13 protein-coding genes and 1 pseudogene are annotated in these 17,245 nt (G+C 31.8%); 7 read left to right on the forward strand and 7 right to left on the reverse strand.

Going from position 1 to position 17,245, the window contains the following annotated elements; all coding sequences use genetic code 11:
• Positions 1–116: 116 nt before the first annotated feature.
• Complete coding sequence (gene bamJ, locus Q4Q39_RS19280) at positions 117–845, forward strand: BamJ family beta-barrel-assembly machinery protein (RefSeq protein ID WP_303284216.1); 729 nt, start codon at positions 117–119, stop codon at positions 843–845.
• A 37-nt stretch (positions 846–882) separates the two neighbouring features.
• Here the strand turns inward: bamJ and Q4Q39_RS19285 are convergent, their stop codons facing one another.
• The gene (locus tag Q4Q39_RS19285; RefSeq protein ID WP_303284217.1) at positions 883–1,026 is read right to left on the reverse strand and encodes a hypothetical protein; all 144 of its coding nucleotides are present in this window, start codon (positions 1,024–1,026) and stop codon (positions 883–885) included.
• Between the two features lie 111 nt (positions 1,027–1,137).
• Here Q4Q39_RS19285 and era point away from each other — a divergent pair, with 111 nt between their 5' ends.
• A complete protein-coding gene (gene era, locus Q4Q39_RS19290; RefSeq protein ID WP_303284218.1) occupies positions 1,138–2,019 on the forward strand; it encodes a GTPase Era in 882 nt (293 codons plus the stop codon).
• A 269-nt stretch (positions 2,020–2,288) separates the two neighbouring features.
• Here era and Q4Q39_RS19295 read toward each other — a convergent pair whose 3' ends face one another.
• A complete protein-coding gene (locus Q4Q39_RS19295; RefSeq protein WP_303284219.1) occupies positions 2,289–2,801 on the reverse strand; it encodes a GTP-binding protein in 513 nt (170 codons plus the stop codon).
• A gap of 333 nt (positions 2,802–3,134) precedes the next feature.
• On the opposite strand from Q4Q39_RS19295, the gene der reads away from it, so the two are divergent.
• The 4 genes and pseudogenes from der to Q4Q39_RS19315 all read left to right on the forward strand — a co-directional run bounded on the left by der (position 3,135) and on the right by Q4Q39_RS19315 (position 10,481).
• A complete protein-coding gene (der, locus tag Q4Q39_RS19300) occupies positions 3,135–4,439 on the forward strand; it encodes a ribosome biogenesis GTPase Der (protein ID WP_303284220.1) in 1,305 nt (434 codons plus the stop codon).
• 303 nt (positions 4,440–4,742) lie between these two features.
• Positions 4,743–7,322 (forward strand): TlpA family protein disulfide reductase, encoded by a 2,580-nt coding sequence (locus tag Q4Q39_RS19305; RefSeq protein ID WP_303284221.1) that lies wholly within the window; start codon positions 4,743–4,745, stop codon positions 7,320–7,322.
• 151 nt (positions 7,323–7,473) lie between these two features.
• Positions 7,474–7,563: pseudogene (locus Q4Q39_RS19310) on the forward strand (hypothetical protein); the annotation flags it as partial.
• A 143-nt stretch (positions 7,564–7,706) separates the two neighbouring features.
• Complete coding sequence (locus tag Q4Q39_RS19315; RefSeq protein ID WP_303284222.1) at positions 7,707–10,481, forward strand: outer membrane beta-barrel protein; 2,775 nt, start codon at positions 7,707–7,709, stop codon at positions 10,479–10,481.
• 142 nt (positions 10,482–10,623) lie between these two features.
• Here the strand turns inward: Q4Q39_RS19315 and Q4Q39_RS19320 are convergent, their stop codons facing one another.
• From Q4Q39_RS19320 to Q4Q39_RS19340, 5 genes are all read right to left on the reverse strand, one after another.
• Complete coding sequence (locus Q4Q39_RS19320) at positions 10,624–11,466, reverse strand: TPM domain-containing protein (protein ID WP_303284223.1); 843 nt, start codon at positions 11,464–11,466, stop codon at positions 10,624–10,626.
• 9 nt (positions 11,467–11,475) lie between these two features.
• Positions 11,476–11,913 (reverse strand): TPM domain-containing protein, encoded by a 438-nt coding sequence (locus Q4Q39_RS19325; RefSeq protein ID WP_303284224.1) that lies wholly within the window; start codon positions 11,911–11,913, stop codon positions 11,476–11,478.
• Positions 11,914–11,919: 6 nt separating this feature from the next.
• Complete coding sequence (locus Q4Q39_RS19330; protein WP_303284225.1) at positions 11,920–12,516, reverse strand: LemA family protein; 597 nt, start codon at positions 12,514–12,516, stop codon at positions 11,920–11,922.
• A gap of 101 nt (positions 12,517–12,617) precedes the next feature.
• Complete coding sequence (locus tag Q4Q39_RS19335; protein ID WP_303284226.1) at positions 12,618–12,947, reverse strand: MerR family transcriptional regulator; 330 nt, start codon at positions 12,945–12,947, stop codon at positions 12,618–12,620.
• Positions 12,947–13,918: a M23 family metallopeptidase gene (locus tag Q4Q39_RS19340; RefSeq protein ID WP_303284227.1), complete on the reverse strand. Its 972-nt coding sequence runs from the start codon at positions 13,916–13,918 to the stop codon at positions 12,947–12,949. Before Q4Q39_RS19340 ends, Q4Q39_RS19335 begins: the two co-directional genes overlap by 1 nt.
• Positions 13,919–14,137: 219 nt before the next feature.
• Here Q4Q39_RS19340 and alaS point away from each other — a divergent pair, with 219 nt between their 5' ends.
• On the forward strand, positions 14,138–16,753 hold the full coding sequence (gene alaS / locus Q4Q39_RS19345; protein ID WP_303284228.1) for an alanine--tRNA ligase: 2,616 nt from the start codon (positions 14,138–14,140) through the stop codon (positions 16,751–16,753).
• Positions 16,754–17,245: the final 492 nt, after the last annotated feature.

The raw sequence follows: 17,245 nt of genomic DNA on the forward strand, positions 1-17,245 counted from the left end.
ATGCGTGTAAATTTGTTACTTTTGGCATCAATTGAAAAATAACATAATAAAACTTAGCATTTATAGTCGAAATTATAAATGTAATAACTAGTAACTAAAAAAATAAAATTAAAAAGATGAAGACAATAAAATTTTTAAGTGTAGCAATGATTGCTTTACTTGTAGTGTCATGTAATAAGAGCGGTGTTACAAATAAACCATTAACAACACAAATAGACTCTGTTAGTTATGCCATTGGAATGGATGTAGCTAGAAACGTAAAAACTAGTTTTACTGAGTTTGACAATGATTTATTTGTTCAAGGATATGTGAATGCATCAGATTCTTCTAATATTTTAATTAAACAAGAAGAAGTTCAGAAAATTATTCAAACCTATATGCAAAAAGCACAGCAAGAAAAAGCTAAAAAGGCGCAAGAAGAAGCGCTTAAAAAAGCTGAAGAGCAGTATGGAGGAAATAAAATAGAAGGTGAGAAATTTTTAACTGAAAATCTATCTAAAGAAGGTGTAGAATCTACAGAAAGTGGATTGCAATATATTGTTTTAAAACAAGGTACAGGAGAAGTTCCTACAGTAACGTCAAAAGTTAAAGTTCATTATCATGGAACTAGAATTGATGGAACTGTATTTGATAGTTCTGTAGATAGAGGAAAACCAACAGAATTTGGAGTTAATCAAGTAATTCCAGGATGGACAGAAGGACTTCAACTTATGAAAGTTGGTTCAAAATATAAATTTTTCATTCCACAAGATTTAGCATATGGTGCTTTTCCACGTCAAGGTGGTGCTATTAAGCCATTTGATGCCTTAGTATTTGAAGTAGAATTATTAGAAATAGTTAAGTAATTTAAAACTATTTAACACTGAACTCATTTAGACTTTTTCAATTTGCTAAAAAATGGCTGTTTTCAGCTCTGTTTTCGTCTTTTTTTCCTTCCGTAGCTCTGCTATGCAACTCAAAAAAGTCTTCAACATAGGCAAAAACTTCTAATTTTCGCTTAAATCCTAAAAGTCTAAATGAGTTCACTATAAAACAAAAAACAGGAAGCACGTGCTTCCTGTTTTTTGTTTTATAAGTATTGATGCTGTGATAAAGTACAAACATCGTAACTTTGCATCAGTAAAAAATAGAGAACATATGAGTCACAAAGCAGGTTTTGTAAATATTATTGGTAATCCTAATGTAGGTAAGTCTACATTGATGAATGCCTTTGTGGGAGAAAAGTTATCTATTATAACATCTAAAGCGCAAACGACACGTCATAGAATTTTAGGTATCGTAAATGGAGATGATTTTCAAGTACTGTTTAGTGATACGCCAGGAATTATAAAGCCAGCTTATGAATTGCAAGAATCAATGATGGGTTTTGTGAAATCGGCTTTTGAAGACGCAGATGTATTAATTTATATGGTTGAAATTGGAGAGCAAGCATTAAAAGATGAAGCATTCTTTAAAAAAATTACAAGCTCTAAAATTCCTGTATTATTACTTTTAAATAAAATTGATAGATCAGATCAAGAACAATTAGAAACACAAGTACAGCTTTGGGCAGAAAAAGTACCTAATGCTGAGATTATACCAATTTCTGCGCTTGAAGGTTTTCAAGTAAAAGAAGTATTTGATAGAATTATAGACTTACTTCCGGAATCGCCACCATTTTATCCCAAAGATCAGTTAACAGATAAACCAGAACGTTTCTTTATAAATGAGAGTATAAGAGAAAAAATACTACTTCATTATAAAAAGGAAATCCCTTATGCTGTTGAAGTCGATACCGAAGAGTTTTTAGAAGAAGAGAAAATAATCAGAATTCGTTCTGTTATCATGGTAGAACGAGAAACTCAAAAAGGCATTATTATCGGTCATAAAGGAAGTGCTTTAAAGCGTGTAGGCGTAGAAGCTAGAAAAGATTTAGAAAAGTTCTTCGGTAAGCAAATCCACCTAGAGTTGTATGTTAAAGTGAATAAAAACTGGAGAAGCAATCAAAATCAATTGAAACGTTTTGGTTACAATCAATAGAAAACCTTAATACTTTCTTCTTAATAGGGTAACGTTAATTTTAAATATATGTATCATCTTTGAGACTTTAAAAGTAGCCAAATATGAAACTTTATAGCAAACCGTTTAGTATTTATGCTTAGTACTCTGCAATGCAACAAAGCCAAAATATAGGAGTATTTATTATTGGCTTCTGATGAAGTTGGTAGTTGGTTTCTTAGAAAATATTCAATAATGTTTAGTTAGTTTAGCTTATTGAGTTTTAGTTAGTTGATTAAGCACTTTGATTTTTAAAATTTAGGTGCTTTTTCAATTTTAATAACATCGTTCATAAAATTATGCAATGCTCGCATTTCATTTTTACTCGAAGCCTTCCCTATACTACCAGCAAAGTATAAAACAACCCATATAAGTACCATTAAGAACATTAGGCTAACTTGTATTGCATAACTTTTATCTAAAGATGAATTAGTATAAGCCCATATTCCAGAGGCTATAAATAAACCTGCAACTAGAAAATGAAAAAATATAAACATGGTCCAAACCGTAGGATTTGGTCCGAATAGTCCATGAAGTAAACTTGAATTGCTGTCAATTTCATCAATTTCTAGATGGAGTTGAGGCGACCAAAAATGCTGTTTTTCTTTTGGGAATTTAATAAATACATGATTGTCTAGTCGTGTTACAATAAAATCAGATTGGCTGGATTTTAGAGCTTCAAAATCTTTTAAAATAGATTGGTTGCTTTTATTAAGTTCTATTTTAAAACGAGGTCTTAAAACAATATCATTTGTTGCTGGCATGTTATCAGTATTTTAAGTACAGTAAATTACTGTTTTTTTCTATAAAACATAAATAGAACTCATTTAGACTTTTTCAATTTGCTAAAAAATGGCTGTTTTCAGCTCTGTTTTTGTCTTTTTTTCCTTCCATAGCTCTGTTATACAATTCAAAAAAGCCTTCAACATAGTCAAAAACTTCTAATTTTCGCTTAAATCCAAAAAGTCTAAATGAGTTCTTAGTTTTAATCTTTATAAAAACACTTTGAGTAGACTATATTTCCTATTTTTGCAAAATATTTCAAACGAGGAATATAAATAAATCAGCCTTAGGCTGTTGCATATCATTTATAGATTATGAGCAATATAGTAGCTATAGTAGGAAGACCAAATGTAGGGAAATCAACTTTTTTTAATCGTTTAATACAGCGAAGAGAAGCTATAGTTGATGCAGTGAGTGGCGTTACAAGAGACCGTCATTACGGTAAAAGTGATTGGAACGGAAAGGAGTTTTCTCTTATAGATACTGGGGGCTATGTGTTAGGTAGTGATGATGTTTTTGAAGCTGAAATTGATAAGCAAGTCGAATTAGCTATAGATGAAGCAGATGCTATTATTTTTATGGTAGATGTTGAAAATGGCGTTACAGGTATGGACGAAGACGTTGCTAATTTGCTTAGAAAAGTTAGCAAACCAGTGTTTTTGGTAGTTAATAAAGTTGATAATGCTAAACGTTCTGAAGATGCCGTAGAGTTTTATTCATTAGGATTAGGAGAATATTATAATATTGCAAGTATCAACGGAAGTGGTACAGGTGATTTATTAGACGCTTTAGTTGAAGCCTTACCAGAAAAGGAAGAAGTAGAAGAAGAGGAACTACCACGCTTTGCAGTTGTTGGTCGTCCCAATGCAGGAAAATCGTCATTTATTAATGCATTAATAGGGGAAGATAGGTATATAGTAACTGATATAGCAGGAACCACAAGAGATTCTATTGATACAAAATATAATCGTTTTGGTTTTGAGTTTAATTTAGTTGACACAGCGGGAATACGTAGAAAAGCCAAAGTAAAAGAAGACTTAGAATTTTACTCAGTCATGCGTAGTGTTAGAGCTATTGAGCATGCAGATGTGTGTCTTTTAGTATTAGACGCCACACGTGGTTTTGATGGACAGGTACAGAATATATTTTGGTTAGCAGAGCGTAACCGAAAAGGCATTGTTATTTTAGTTAACAAATGGGATTTGGTAGAGAAAGACCATAAGTCAATGAAAGCGTATGAAAAGGCTATTAGAAAGCAAATAGAGCCTTTTACGGACGTGCCAGTTATATTTATTTCAACAGTATCCAAGCAACGTATTTTTAAAGCGATAGAAACAGCTGTTGAGGTTTATAAAAATCGTTCCAAAAAAATAAAAACGAGCCAGCTTAATGATGTATTGCTTCCTATTATAGAAAACTATCCACCGCCAGCTTATAAAGCAAAATTTGTAAAGATTAAATACATTATGCAATTGCCAACACCACAACCGCAGTTTGCTTTTTTCTGTAATTTACCACAATATGTAAAAGATGCTTATAAACGTTTCTTAGAAAATAAACTTCGCGAACACTTTGACTTTAATGGTGTGCCTATTAGTGTTTATATGCGTAAGAAATAGCCTTTTAAGACTTTTTATGAAAAATAAAAGCATATTTCTAGTTAATTATAGTAAATCACTCATTTTTTGAGACAAAATGCTGTAATTGGTATAGAGTACTTTTATATTTATTGGAAATTTGTAACATTCTACTTAAAGCTTATACTTACCAATAAGTAAAGCATGTTCTTTTTATAAAAAGGATAAAAAATAACATCAGTTTAGAGTATTTTATAATTTGATTAAGAACCTTCATACGGTTTATGTTTTACATTCGTTATAACAAAAGCTATTAATAATCAAATCAATTTATTGACAATCAACATGAAAAAAAGCCTGATCATCACTTTCCTATTAGGATTCGTATGTATTAACACATTTGCACAAAAAGTAATTGAAAATCCAGAATACGGGTTTAGTTCTGTTCCTGGAACTATCGTAAAAGTAGAATTATTAGATACATCAACTGTATTGCATTTCCATCTTAAAATGCGTCATGGTAGCCGTTTCTTTATTCCTAAGCAATCTTACATACAAGATTTAAATGGAGGAGATAAGTTATTTATAACCAAGACTGAGGGGACGAAGCTTGGAAAATGGAATGTAGTCCCAGAATCTGGTGAAAATAGCTACAGTTTACATTTTCCAAAATTAAATAAGAACGTTAAAGCAATTGATTTTGGTGAAGCTAATGAAGGAGGAGATTGGAAAGTTTATGATATTGTAATTAATGAAGATAAAAGTATTTTAAGGCTGCCAAAAGCACTTAGAGGAAATTGGATGTTAACCGATGGAAGCAATCAATGGCACTACGGTTTATATTCAAAAAGAGCTGTCATAGACAAGACTATATGGAAGTATAAGTCTATAGAAGTGAAAGGGAAAAAATACACCATAGTTTTAGAAAAAGGGAGTACTATAAAAACAGTGTATGCCAAACTTCTTAAAAATGATAAAGTTGGATTTGGTGAAAGCCGAAAAAAATCACAAAGTTATAGTTTAAAGAAAGTAAATAACCCTAATTACAAATTAGCTAATAATGTTGAATATACAGAACCTATATTTAATTTAGATTCAACAACATATTCTGGATTTGTAAAAGGTTTTACAACTAGAGCAGAGCAAAAAACTGGGACGATACATATTAATAACGCCTTTTCTGGGCATCAAGATTCTTATTTAATCAAAATTGCTGACGATGGTAGTTTTTCTGTAAAGTTCCCAATTACTCATCCTCAGTCTGCATTTGTAAGAATGCCGAATGGTGCCTATTCCGTTTTTGTAGAACCAGGTAAGGAAACGTTTCATTGTATAGATGGAAAAGAATCATTTTTCATGGGAGATTGTGCTCAAGTGAATTCAGATTTACAAGCTTTGGAGTTTATAAAGTATTTTAATTCTCGAAAAACAAGAGAAAATATTGGGATTACTTCTCCTGAAGATTATAAAAAAGTATGCTTAGATGTAAGAGATAAAGAGTTAAATACGCTAAAAGAATATGCTAATAATCATTTTGTAAGTGCTAAAGCATTTCAAATTAAAAACATACAGATAGAATTAACGGCTTATCAAAATGCTTTAGGTTATGGAATGTCTAGACGAAGTTTAAAGCGTCAAAATGAAAAGGCGAAATCAGATAAAAAGAAAAAACCTTTTAAAGATTTTAAGGTTCATGAAGACTATTATGATTTTATCCCAAAAGATATTATAAATAACAAACTAGCACTATTATCCAATGACTATTATTTTTTCGTAAACAGATTAATATATGCAGACCTTTTTAAAGTAAATCAATCTTCTAGAGCGACTTTTACAGAATTTGCTGATTGGTTACAAAAAAACAATAGAGAACTTACAGTAGAAGAATTAGAGATGGTTGAAATGAGTAAGCAAATACAAACATCTGAAATTTTGAAGAAAGAAGAGGCTTTTAGAAAAGTTCATGGTAAATCTGAACAAGCATTTTATAAAAAGCACAAAGAAGACATGAAAGCTTATAGGGACTATTTAAAAGAAAATGATTTAAAGCCAAAACATGGTCATTTTCTTGTAAATATGGCAGAGTATATTAAAAGTAAAGGCGAAAAACTATCTAATGAAGAAATGAAGATGGTAGAAGCTGTTAAAATCATGAAGACTAAAGAAGAATTTGAAAAAGAACGCATTTTTTATGAAACGTATGGAGAAGTAACCAAACGGTTTTACAAAAAGTATGGAAAGAGTTTTTCTGATGTGAGTAGATATAAATACTACTCTGATAGAGATAATAAGATTAAAGCCTATTTCGGTAAATCTGATGCGTTTTTATATGATGTAATAAGATTTCAAAGAGCAAGCAAAAGATTGGAAGATTATAAAGTCTATACAGATAATGAGTTAGTAAGAGTTCAGAGCGAAATAAAAGATCCCTTTTTGGCAAACTATCTGTCTGTGGAAAATGAGCGGACAAAAGCCAACATTGAAACAAACAAAACTAAAGGAGGGTATACTGTAAATGAAGTCAATAAAACAGAAGGGGATGAATTGTTTGATTCTATGATAGAAAAGTTTAAAGGAAAAGTAGTGTATGTGGATTTTTGGGCAACATGGTGTAGACCTTGTAAATCTGGTATTAAGAGAATTGCACCACTTAAAGAAACTATGAAAAATGATGATGTGGTTTTTTTATATATAACAAATCAAACGTCTCCAGAAGACACGTGGAAAAATGCTATTGCAAATATTAAAGGAGAACATTATAGGGTATCTACAGATGAATGGAATTACTTAACTGAGAAATTTAATATTTCAGGAATTCCACATTATGTATTGGTAAATAAGAAAGGTAGAGTTGTAAACCCTAAGATGGGGCATAGCTCGAATGCTAAACTCAAAACAATTTTTAATACTGAAATACAGAAATAATTTAAATTGATATTATATAAAAGTCTCAATTATTAATAGGTTGAGACTTTTTGTATTATATAATGCTCTCTTACCGTTCGCCAGAAATAAGCCTCTCACAACCATCGTGAAAACGGAACTTCTGTTTTATGTAATTACCATTACATGTAAAAGTCCTTATAAACGTTTCTTAGAAAACAAACTTCGCGAACACTTTGATTTTAAAGGAGTTCCCATTAGTGTGTGTATGAGAAAGAAATAACATTTCTTTATGAATGATTTATATTTTTTTTAAGAAAGTTTATACAATTACTAATTTATCTTCGTTTAAGTTTTTTCCTAAGTAAGGAGTAATGCATGTAAGGAAAAGATATCAGTTAGTCATCAATCTAGTTTATCAATCAAATGGAAAAAAACTTTTTCTATCTAGTTTTCTTATGTGTAACATTATCCTTTTCTCAATCTAAAACGTTTAAAATTTCTGGAACCTTAATTTCAGATGACGAAAATCTCCCATTAGAGTCTGCAACTGTTTATATAGAGCGTATAAAAGATAGTGCTTTAGTTAATTATACAATAACCGATAAAAAAGGTCTTTTTACCCTAGAAGATAAAACTGTAGATATGCAGTTAAACCTATTAATATCCTATGTTGGTTATGAAACCTATTCAAAAACGATAAAAATAGATAGGCCTGAAATTAATTTAGGTAAAATTATCATGCAGATTGACGCTAACGCTCTGGATGAGATTGTTATAAAATCTAGAGCACCAATTACTATTAAAAAAGACACGCTTGAATTTAATGTAAAATCTTTTAAAACTAAAAAAGACGCTAATGTTGAAGATCTGTTAAAAGTGTTACCAGGTATTGAAGTAGATGAAGAAGGAGTGATAACTGTAAATGGCAGACCTGTAAACAGGATTCTCGTAAACGGTAAACCTTTTTTTGGAAATGACCCTACAATAACTACTAGAAATTTAACAAAAGATGTTATTGAAAAAATACAAGTAGTAGATACAAAAACAAAGTCGCAAGCATTTTCTGGAGAAGAAGGAGATGATGAAAATAAAACGATTAACCTTACTATAAAAGAAGAAAATAACAAAGGTGTTTTTGGTAGAGCCTCGGCAGGTACAGGAACAGATGAAAGATATGAGTTTGCGGGTATGTTTAATCGTTTTGACAATGATCAGCGATTTAGTGTGCTGGTTGGAGGAAATAATATAAATTCTCCAGGGTTTAGTTTTGGGGAAATACGAAAAATGTTTGGAGGGGGTAATTCCATGAACTTTAACGGAGGAGGAGCTTTTCAAATAGGGGGGCGTTCTTTTGGAGGAGGTCAAGGGATTACAACATCTAATAATGTAGGGGCTAATTTTGCCGATAAATTTGGTGAGAAAGTAGATTTGAGCACAGATTACTTTTATTCAGGGAGTAGCTCAGAAAATGTTACATCTACGCAACGAGAAAATATATTACCAGACTCCAGGTTTTTTACTAATTCAGAGTCTAGGTCTTTTAGCGATAATGACAATCATAGTGCTAATATGGAATTTGATATGAAAATTGATTCTACATTTTTAATCAACATAGAACCTTCATTTAGGCATACAAGAAGTAAAACTGTTTTTTCTAGAGATGAAGATTCCAGAGATGAATTAAATGCACTAATCAATGAGTCAAATACAGAATCGGTTGTGGAAACTGTTGGTAAGAATTTCACTAATGATATTCAAGTTACCAAGCGTTTTGGTTCAAATGGAGCTTACTTGAGGCTAAATATAGATAACGAAATTAGTAGTAGAGAGAGCGATGATTTTTTATTTTCTAAGACTGATATTTATGGAGATAATCCTGATGAAATTATAAGGGATCAATTTACAAGAGGGAATAATAAGGTTAATGATTTAAGAACAAGTATAAATTATAATATCCCTTTAATCGCAAAAGAACTATTTTTAAATTTTGGATACGGGTATAGTCGAAATAAGCAAGAAGATAAACAAAGCACACTAGATAAAGATGTTAACGGAGATTATACAGTTTTTAATACGGAATTAAGTACAGATTTTGAATATATAAATGAAATACTTACACCAGAATTTTCAATTAGATATAGAAATAAAAAATGGTCAGCTAGATTTAATACAAGTTATCTGTTTAGAAACTTAGAAAATAAAGATTTATTAAGACCTGAATTTACTATTAAACGTAAATTCGAAGCCGTAGAATTACGTTCTAACTTTCGTTATAGGTTTAGTCCAAAATCGTCAATACGTATTGGTTATGGATTGAATAATAGCCCACCACAATTAAGGCAATTACAAGCCTTTCAAAATGTTTCTAACCCATTAAACACCATAGTAGGTAATCCTAATTTGGAACCAACAAATAATCATAGAGTTGATTTAAGTTACAATGCGTTCGATTTTCAAAAAGGAACAGGATTTTACTCATATTTTAATGTTAGTTTTATAAATAATCAAGTGGTTTCCAATACAACTATTGATGAGAATTTTGTTAGAGAAACAACCTATTCGAATGTAAATGGAAATTATAGAATTAACGGAAATTTAAATTATAATAAAAGTGTTAAACTAGATTCACTAAGGACTTTAAGATTGGCCATTGGAATAAACGGAAATAAAAATAGAAACATAAATTATAATAATGGGGTACAATATGCTAGTCATATAACGGGTTTATCTCCTAGTGTTAATTTTATGTTCACATGGAAAGATGTTATGGAGTTTATGCCACGATATCAAATTAATTTTACTAAAAACACTTTCGACATTACTTCCTTTGAAGATAGAGAGTTTTTGTTTCATTCGCTGCATTTAAGCACAGCAACCTTTTTGCCTAAACATTTTGAATGGCGAAACGAAATGCAATATAATTATAATCCTAATATTGCTGAAGGTTTTCAAAAAAGTTCTTGGTTCTGGAATGCTACTTTAGCTTATTCTTTTATGAAAGATAAATCTACCATAACATTTAAAGCTTACGATTTATTGAACCAAAACACGAATGCAAGGCGAACTGCAAATCAGAATTTTATTCAAGATTCTCAAAGTACAGTGCTACAACAATATTTTATGTTAAGCTTTAGTTGGAAGTTTAATAGTCTGGGGCAAAAGGGAGAAATAAGAGAAGGTGGTTTTCATGTGTTTTAGTTTTCTGTTTTTTAAATCAGAAATTAATGCGCTGTTTATTAGGCACTTACAGATGTAATCTTTTATTGTTTTTTCAGTACTATTCCCTATTATGATATCCGTTTTTCTATCGTTTTTTGAAATGATAATACTCTTTTCATAATTACCAACTACCCCCAGCACCACCACCAGAAAAACCACCACCACCGAAGCCGCCTCCAAAGCCACCGCCGCCGAATCCACCTCCTGAGCTTCCGCCCCAACCACTAGATGAACCTCGGTTGTAGCTGCCACGTCCCATATTGCTGAGTATAATAGCCTCTAGAATATTACTGCCTTTAGATCTATTACCTCTATTTCCACCTCCGCCACCACGTTTGTTTTTAGAAATAGAAATAAGTATGATTATAAAAATAAATATAAGAATGAAAATGAATCCAACAGGGAAGCCACTCTCAGATGATTTTTTGCGCGTTCCTTTATATTCACCATTTAAAACTTGAAATATGGCATCAGCTCCTTTATTTAACCCGCTGTAATAATCTCCACGTTTAAATTCTGGAATTATAATGTTTCTAATAAGCTCACCTGTAATACCTGCTGTTAATTTATGCTCGACACCATACCCAGGGGAAATCCAGATTTTCCGATCATCTTTAGCTAATAAAACGAATACTCCATTATCTTCTTCAGCTTGTCCAATACCCCATTCATGCCCCCATCTTGGTGCTAATAAACCGATATTCTCCCCTTTAGTTGTGCTTATTATTGCAATGACTATTTGAGTAGAAGTAGTATCTGAATATTTAATAAGTTTTTGTTCTAAACTCTTTTTTTGTGAGGTAGAAAGTAAGTTAGCATAATCGTAAATGCTTGTTTGAAATTCAGGCTTTTCAGGAATGTTAAATTGAGCATGGGAACTAACAAATGAGAAAAGTGTTATTATTAAAACGGAGATAATACCTTTCGCTTTAAATGATTGGATATTGGGGTTTGAATATTGCATACTTAAAACTTAGCCTTTAGAAATTTCATTAGACAATTCATCAACATCTCCATGTTTCCATGGAAAATAAGTTTCTAACTGTTTTCCAGCTTTTAATACACCTTCAGAGATCCCTTTTTTAAAGTTGCCCTTTTTAAAATGTGATTGCATTAGGTCTTTTGTACTATCCCAAAAATTATCAGGAACAACATCATTAATACCTTTATCTCCATATATAACAAATGCTTTGTCTTCGACTGCAACATAAATTAAAACACCATTTTGATCTTTAGTATTGTCCATTTTGAGGTAATGGAAGACTTCCATGGCACGATTAAAAATATCATCATTTGATGTTTTTTCAATGTGAACTCTAATTTCCCCAGAAGTATTCTGTTCAGCTATTCTAATAGCTTCAACGATTTCCTGTTCTTCTTCTTTAGAAAGAAAATCTTCTATTTTAGACATGAACTTTTAATTAAAATCGAACTTTACATCAACAGGTTTATCTGCTCCCACTTCTGCATCGAAATACGGTTTTTCATCAAAATTCAAAATACCAGCAAGTATTGAATTTGGGAAGCTATTTACGTGTACATTATACGGCTTTATCTTTTCATTATAGCGCGTTCTTGCTGTTTGAATAGTATTTTCCGTACTGGTTAACTCATCTTGCAATTTTAAAAAGTTTTGATTTGCTTTTAATTCTGGGTAGCGCTCTACAGTTACCAATAAACTTTTTAAAGCACCACTTAAACCTCCTTGAACTTGGTTGTATTTTGCTAATTGTTCTGGTGTAACATTAGATGGGTCAATGTTTATAGAGGTTGCTTTAGCACGAGCTTCAATCACTGCAGTTAAAGTGCTCTTTTCAAAATCAGCAGCACCTTTTACAGTATTAACTAGATTGCCAATAAGATCATTTCTACGTTGATAAGATGTCTGAACATTTCCCCAAGCTTCTTTTACATTTTCATTAAGATTAACTGCTGTATTGTTAAAACCTTTTCCCCAAGAATATAGACCAAATACAAGAACTCCTATAATGATCCATGGTAAAAATTTCTTCATAATAAATTAGTTTAATATAATTTGTTAATGGTTATTTATGAGACACACAATTTTTAAAAACGTTACATAATTAAATGTATTTTTAATTCTAGACGGTCACTTTAAAGATGTTGCTTTATTTTTATGAGTTGATTTTTAACATCTTCAAGCTTGCTTATAATTTCAAAATTAGTAAGGGTTTCTTTTTTGCCTTCCTTTAAATGAATTTTGGCACCTTCAAGAGTAAAACCACGTTCTTTAACCAGATGATAAATAAGTTTTAGGTTTTTTATGTCTTCAGGGGTAAACTTGCGATTGCCTTTAGCATTCTTTTTTGGTCTAAGAGCATCAAATTCTTTTTCCCAAAAACGAATCAATGAGGTATTAACATTAAATGCTTTGGCGACTTCGCCAATACCATAATATCGTTTTTCAGGTAAGTCTATATGCATTAATCCAGAGATTGATTTTCTAAAGAAGCATGCTCCAATAGTTTGTTAAATTCTTCAGCTGTTAAACTACCGTAGTAGAAGTTTATAGGGTTAATACGTGAACCATCTTTAAAAATTTCATAGTGTAAGTGAGGTGCTTCAGAGCGCCCAGTACTACCAACAAAACCAATAATATCACCACGTTTAACTTTTTGATTTTTTCTCACATTATATTTATACAAATGAGCATATAAACTTACGTAGCCAAAACCATGATCAATTCTTATATGCTTACCGTAACCACTAGATCCTGAATCTGCACGTACAACTTTTCCATCGCCACTAGCATAAATAGGCGTGCCTCTTGGTGCAGTAAAATCCATGCCCCAGTGCATTTTTCTAGCTTTAGTGAAAGGATCGGATCTCATACCGTAACCAGAAGCCATTCTTGTTAAGTCTTCATTACTAACAGGTTGTATTGCTGGAATAGCTGCCAAAATCTTTTCTTTTTCTTCTGCTAAAATAGCAATTTCATCAAGAGATTTAGATTGTACTACAATTTGCTTTTGTAATATATCTATACGCTTATTACTTTCTATAATTAATTTAGAATTATCAAAACCTTCTAGAGTCTTATATCTATTTATACCTCCAAATCCAGCTTTACGTTGTGCTTCAGGTATTGGATTGGCTTCAAAGTAAACACGATAAATATTATTATCCCTATCTTCTATATTAGCCAAAACAGTTTCTGCTTCAGACATTTTTTTATTAAGCAATTCAAATTGTAGCTCCATATTATGTAGCTCTCTTTTCATTGCTTTCTCTTTAGGAGATTCCAGATATTGACTTGCTATAAAAACAAAGATAAAAGCAAAAAAAGCACAGCCTAATATAAAAAAGGAAGCATACTTAAAAGTGGTTCTTTTTTTTCGCTCTATTTTTCGGTAGGAAAGCGATTCTGAATCGTAATAATATTTTACCTTACTCATTTCTTAAATTATACTATTTTTGCAACTAAATTGAGGTCATAGCAATTCCCTCATTTAATATGCAAACGAGCAAACCTACAAAAAAATTATCATAACCATTTGTGATTATTTTCATTGTATGTTTAGTTGATCTTAAATTTAGAATTAATCGAAAGTAAATATAAAAATTGTTTTTTATTAAAAGACACTTAATGAAAACAAGATTTTTAACAAAAATATATGAAGTCACAAGATATACGGTCAAAATTTTTAAGTTTTTTTGAGGAAAAGAAACACAGTATAGTCCCATCTGCACCTATGGTTTTAAAAGATGATCCTACCTTAATGTTTGTAAATTCGGGAATGGCTCCTTTTAAAGAATATTTTTTGGGCAATGCGGAACCAAAGAATAATCGTATTTCTGATTCTCAAAAATGTTTACGTGTTTCAGGTAAGCATAACGATTTAGAAGAGGTTGGTTATGATACTTATCATCACACACTTTTTGAAATGCTTGGAAACTGGAGTTTTGGAGACTATTTTAAAAAAGAAGCCATTGCATGGGCTTGGGAATTATTAACAGAAGTTTATGGTATCGATAAAGATATCTTATATGTTACTGTTTTTGAAGGAAGTGATGATGCAGATGATCTTCCTATGGATACAGAAGCGTATGATTTTTGGAAACAATACACCTCTGAAGATCGCATATTAAAAGGTAATAAAAAGGATAATTTTTGGGAAATGGGTGAGCAGGGACCTTGTGGCCCTTGTAGTGAAATACATGTTGATATTCGTTCTGCAGAAGAAAAAGCAAAAGTATCTGGTAAAGATTTAGTAAATAAAGACCATCCACAAGTTGTAGAAATTTGGAATTTGGTTTTCATGCAATATAACAGGAAAGCAAACGGTAGTTTAGAGAACCTTCCGGACAAACATATTGATACAGGAATGGGATTCGAACGTTTGTGTATGGTATTACAAGGCGTGCAATCTAATTACGATACAGATGTTTTTACTCCCTTAATTAGGGAAATAGAAACGATTACAAAAAAGAAGTATGGTAAGCTTGATAAGTCTGATGTGGCTATACGTGTTATAGCCGATCATGTTAGAGCTGTAGCATTTTCTATAGCAGACGGGCAACTACCAAGTAATACTGGAGCGGGTTATGTTATTCGTAGAATTTTACGACGTGCAGTACGTTATGGTTTTACTTTTTTAGATAAAAAAGAAGCATTTATTTATAGGTTAGTTGATGTTTTGAGTAAGAAAATGGGAAATGCTTTTCCTGAATTGAAAGCTCAAAAACAACTTATTGAAAATGTTATTAAAGAAGAAGAACAATCTTTTTTAAGAACATTAGATCAAGGGTTGGTATTGCTAAATAGAATTGTTGAAGAAACAAAAGGAGATACTGTATCTGGTGAAAAAGCTTTCGAATTATATGATACCTATGGCTTTCCAATAGATTTAACAGCGCTTATCTTAAGCGAAAAAGGGTTTAAGCTTGATGAAAAAGGGTTTAATGCAGAACTTCAAAAACAGAAGAACCGTTCGCGTGCAGCTAGTGAAATGTCAACGGATGATTGGACTGTCTTATTTGATGACGCAGAGGAAGAGTTTGTAGGTTATGATACACTTGAAGCGAATGTTAAATTAACCCGATATAGAAAAGTAGTTTCAAAAAAGGATGGTGAGATGTATCAATTGGTGTTTAATGTTACACCATTCTATCCAGAAGGGGGTGGCCAGGTAGGAGATAAAGGGTACTTAGAAGATGCACATGGTGACGTTATCTATATATTAGATACTAAGAAAGAAAACAATGTGATTATTCATTTTGCTAAAAACTTACCAAAGCATATTGAAGAAACGTTTAAAGCCGTTGTAGATTCAAAGCAGCGCTATAGAACTGAATGTAATCATACCGCAACACATTTGTTACATCAGGCTTTAAGAGAAGTTTTAGGTGACCATGTAGAGCAAAAAGGAAGTGCTGTACACTCAAAGTACTTACGGTTCGATTTTTCTCATTTTTCAAAGCTAACTATTGAAGAATTACGCGATGTTGAAAACTTTGTAAATGCTAGAATAGCAGGAAAATTACCTTTAATAGAAAAACGTAATATACCCAAAGAAGAGGCTATTGCAGATGGAGCTATGAGTTTGTTTGGTGAGAAGTATGGCGATACCGTTCGTGCTATTCGTTTTGGTCAATCTATAGAGCTTTGTGGAGGAACACATGTGAAGAATACATCAGATATTTGGCATTTTAAAATAGTATCGGAAGGAGCTGTAGCAGCTGGAATCCGTCGTATTGAAGCGATCACTAATGATGCTGTTAAGGATTTTTATTTTGAAAATAATCGTGCTTATTTTGAAATGAAAGATTTGCTTAATAATGCCAAAGAACCAGTAAAAGCATTACAAAATTTACAGGAAGAAAATACGAATCTTAAAAAGCAAATAGAATCACTTCTAAAAGATAAAGCTAAAAGTATAAAAGGCGAATTAAAAAGTGAATTGCAAGATATTAATGGTATTCAGTTTTTAGCAAAGAAACTAGATTTAGATGCAGGCGGAATAAAAGATGTTGCTTTTGAATTAGGAAGTCAGTTTGATAATTTATTCCTGTTATTTGGTGCTGAGCAAAACGGAAAGGCATTATTGTCTTGTTATATTTCAAAAGAACTAGTTGCGAGTAAAGAATTAAATGCTGGACAAGTCGTTAGAGAACTCGGGAAGTTTATTCAAGGCGGCGGTGGCGGACAACCGTTTTTCGCCACTGCAGGAGGTAAGAATCCGGCTGGGATTGATGAGGCTTTAGAGGATGCGAAGAGGTATGTGATTTAATCTCGCAAAGGCGTGAAGACGCAGAGTTTAGGGGCTTTATAGTAATTGGTTTATACTTGATTATGTGATTTCTCCTTTTGTCGAAATGGCTCGGAATACAAATAGAATCTCGTTGTCATGTCGAAATTAGGCACGATTGAGACATCACGTAGTCATTAATAAAGGCTAAGGGTTATTTGAGCTGATCTCGCAAAGGCGCGAAGACGCAAAGTTTAGGGGTTTTTATAGTAATTGGGTTGTACTTGGTTATGTGATTTCTCCTTTAGTCGAAATGTCTCGGAATACAAATAGAATCTCGTTGTCATGTCGAAATGAGGCGCGATAGAGACACCACGTAGTCATTAATAAAGGCTAAGGGTTATTTGGGTTAATCTCGCAAAGGGACCAAGTCGCAAAGTTATATGGATATATAATGAATATCTATGATTAGATTTAAATGTTAATCCGCAAAAAAAACAAATTAAGTAACTTTTAAAACTTAGCGATTTTGTA

Origin of the sequence: Flavivirga amylovorans (assembly GCF_030540875.1) — a bacterium.
GTDB lineage: Bacteria > Bacteroidota > Bacteroidia > Flavobacteriales > Flavobacteriaceae > Flavivirga > Flavivirga amylovorans.

Excerpts from the sequence above, each read along its gene's own strand:
- Q4Q39_RS19315 (WP_303284222.1), top strand. The coding sequence starts at position 7,707 with ATGGAAAAAAACTTTTTCTATCTAGTTTTCTTATGTGTAACATTATCC.
- alaS (WP_303284228.1), top strand. The coding sequence starts at position 14,138 with ATGAAGTCACAAGATATACGGTCAAAATTTTTAAGTTTTTTTGAGGAA.
- Q4Q39_RS19340 (WP_303284227.1), bottom strand. The coding sequence starts at position 13,918 with ATGAGTAAGGTAAAATATTATTACGATTCAGAATCGCTTTCCTACCGA.
- Q4Q39_RS19305 (WP_303284221.1), top strand. The coding sequence starts at position 4,743 with ATGAAAAAAAGCCTGATCATCACTTTCCTATTAGGATTCGTATGTATT.
- Q4Q39_RS19325 (WP_303284224.1), bottom strand. The coding sequence starts at position 11,913 with ATGTCTAAAATAGAAGATTTTCTTTCTAAAGAAGAAGAACAGGAAATC.
- Q4Q39_RS19295 (WP_303284219.1), bottom strand. The coding sequence starts at position 2,801 with ATGCCAGCAACAAATGATATTGTTTTAAGACCTCGTTTTAAAATAGAA.
- der (WP_303284220.1), top strand. The coding sequence starts at position 3,135 with ATGAGCAATATAGTAGCTATAGTAGGAAGACCAAATGTAGGGAAATCA.
- Q4Q39_RS19335 (WP_303284226.1), bottom strand. The coding sequence starts at position 12,947 with ATGCATATAGACTTACCTGAAAAACGATATTATGGTATTGGCGAAGTC.
- Q4Q39_RS19320 (WP_303284223.1), bottom strand. The coding sequence starts at position 11,466 with ATGCAATATTCAAACCCCAATATCCAATCATTTAAAGCGAAAGGTATT.
- bamJ (WP_303284216.1), top strand. The coding sequence starts at position 117 with ATGAAGACAATAAAATTTTTAAGTGTAGCAATGATTGCTTTACTTGTA.
- Q4Q39_RS19330 (WP_303284225.1), bottom strand. The coding sequence starts at position 12,516 with ATGAAGAAATTTTTACCATGGATCATTATAGGAGTTCTTGTATTTGGT.
- era (WP_303284218.1), top strand. The coding sequence starts at position 1,138 with ATGAGTCACAAAGCAGGTTTTGTAAATATTATTGGTAATCCTAATGTA.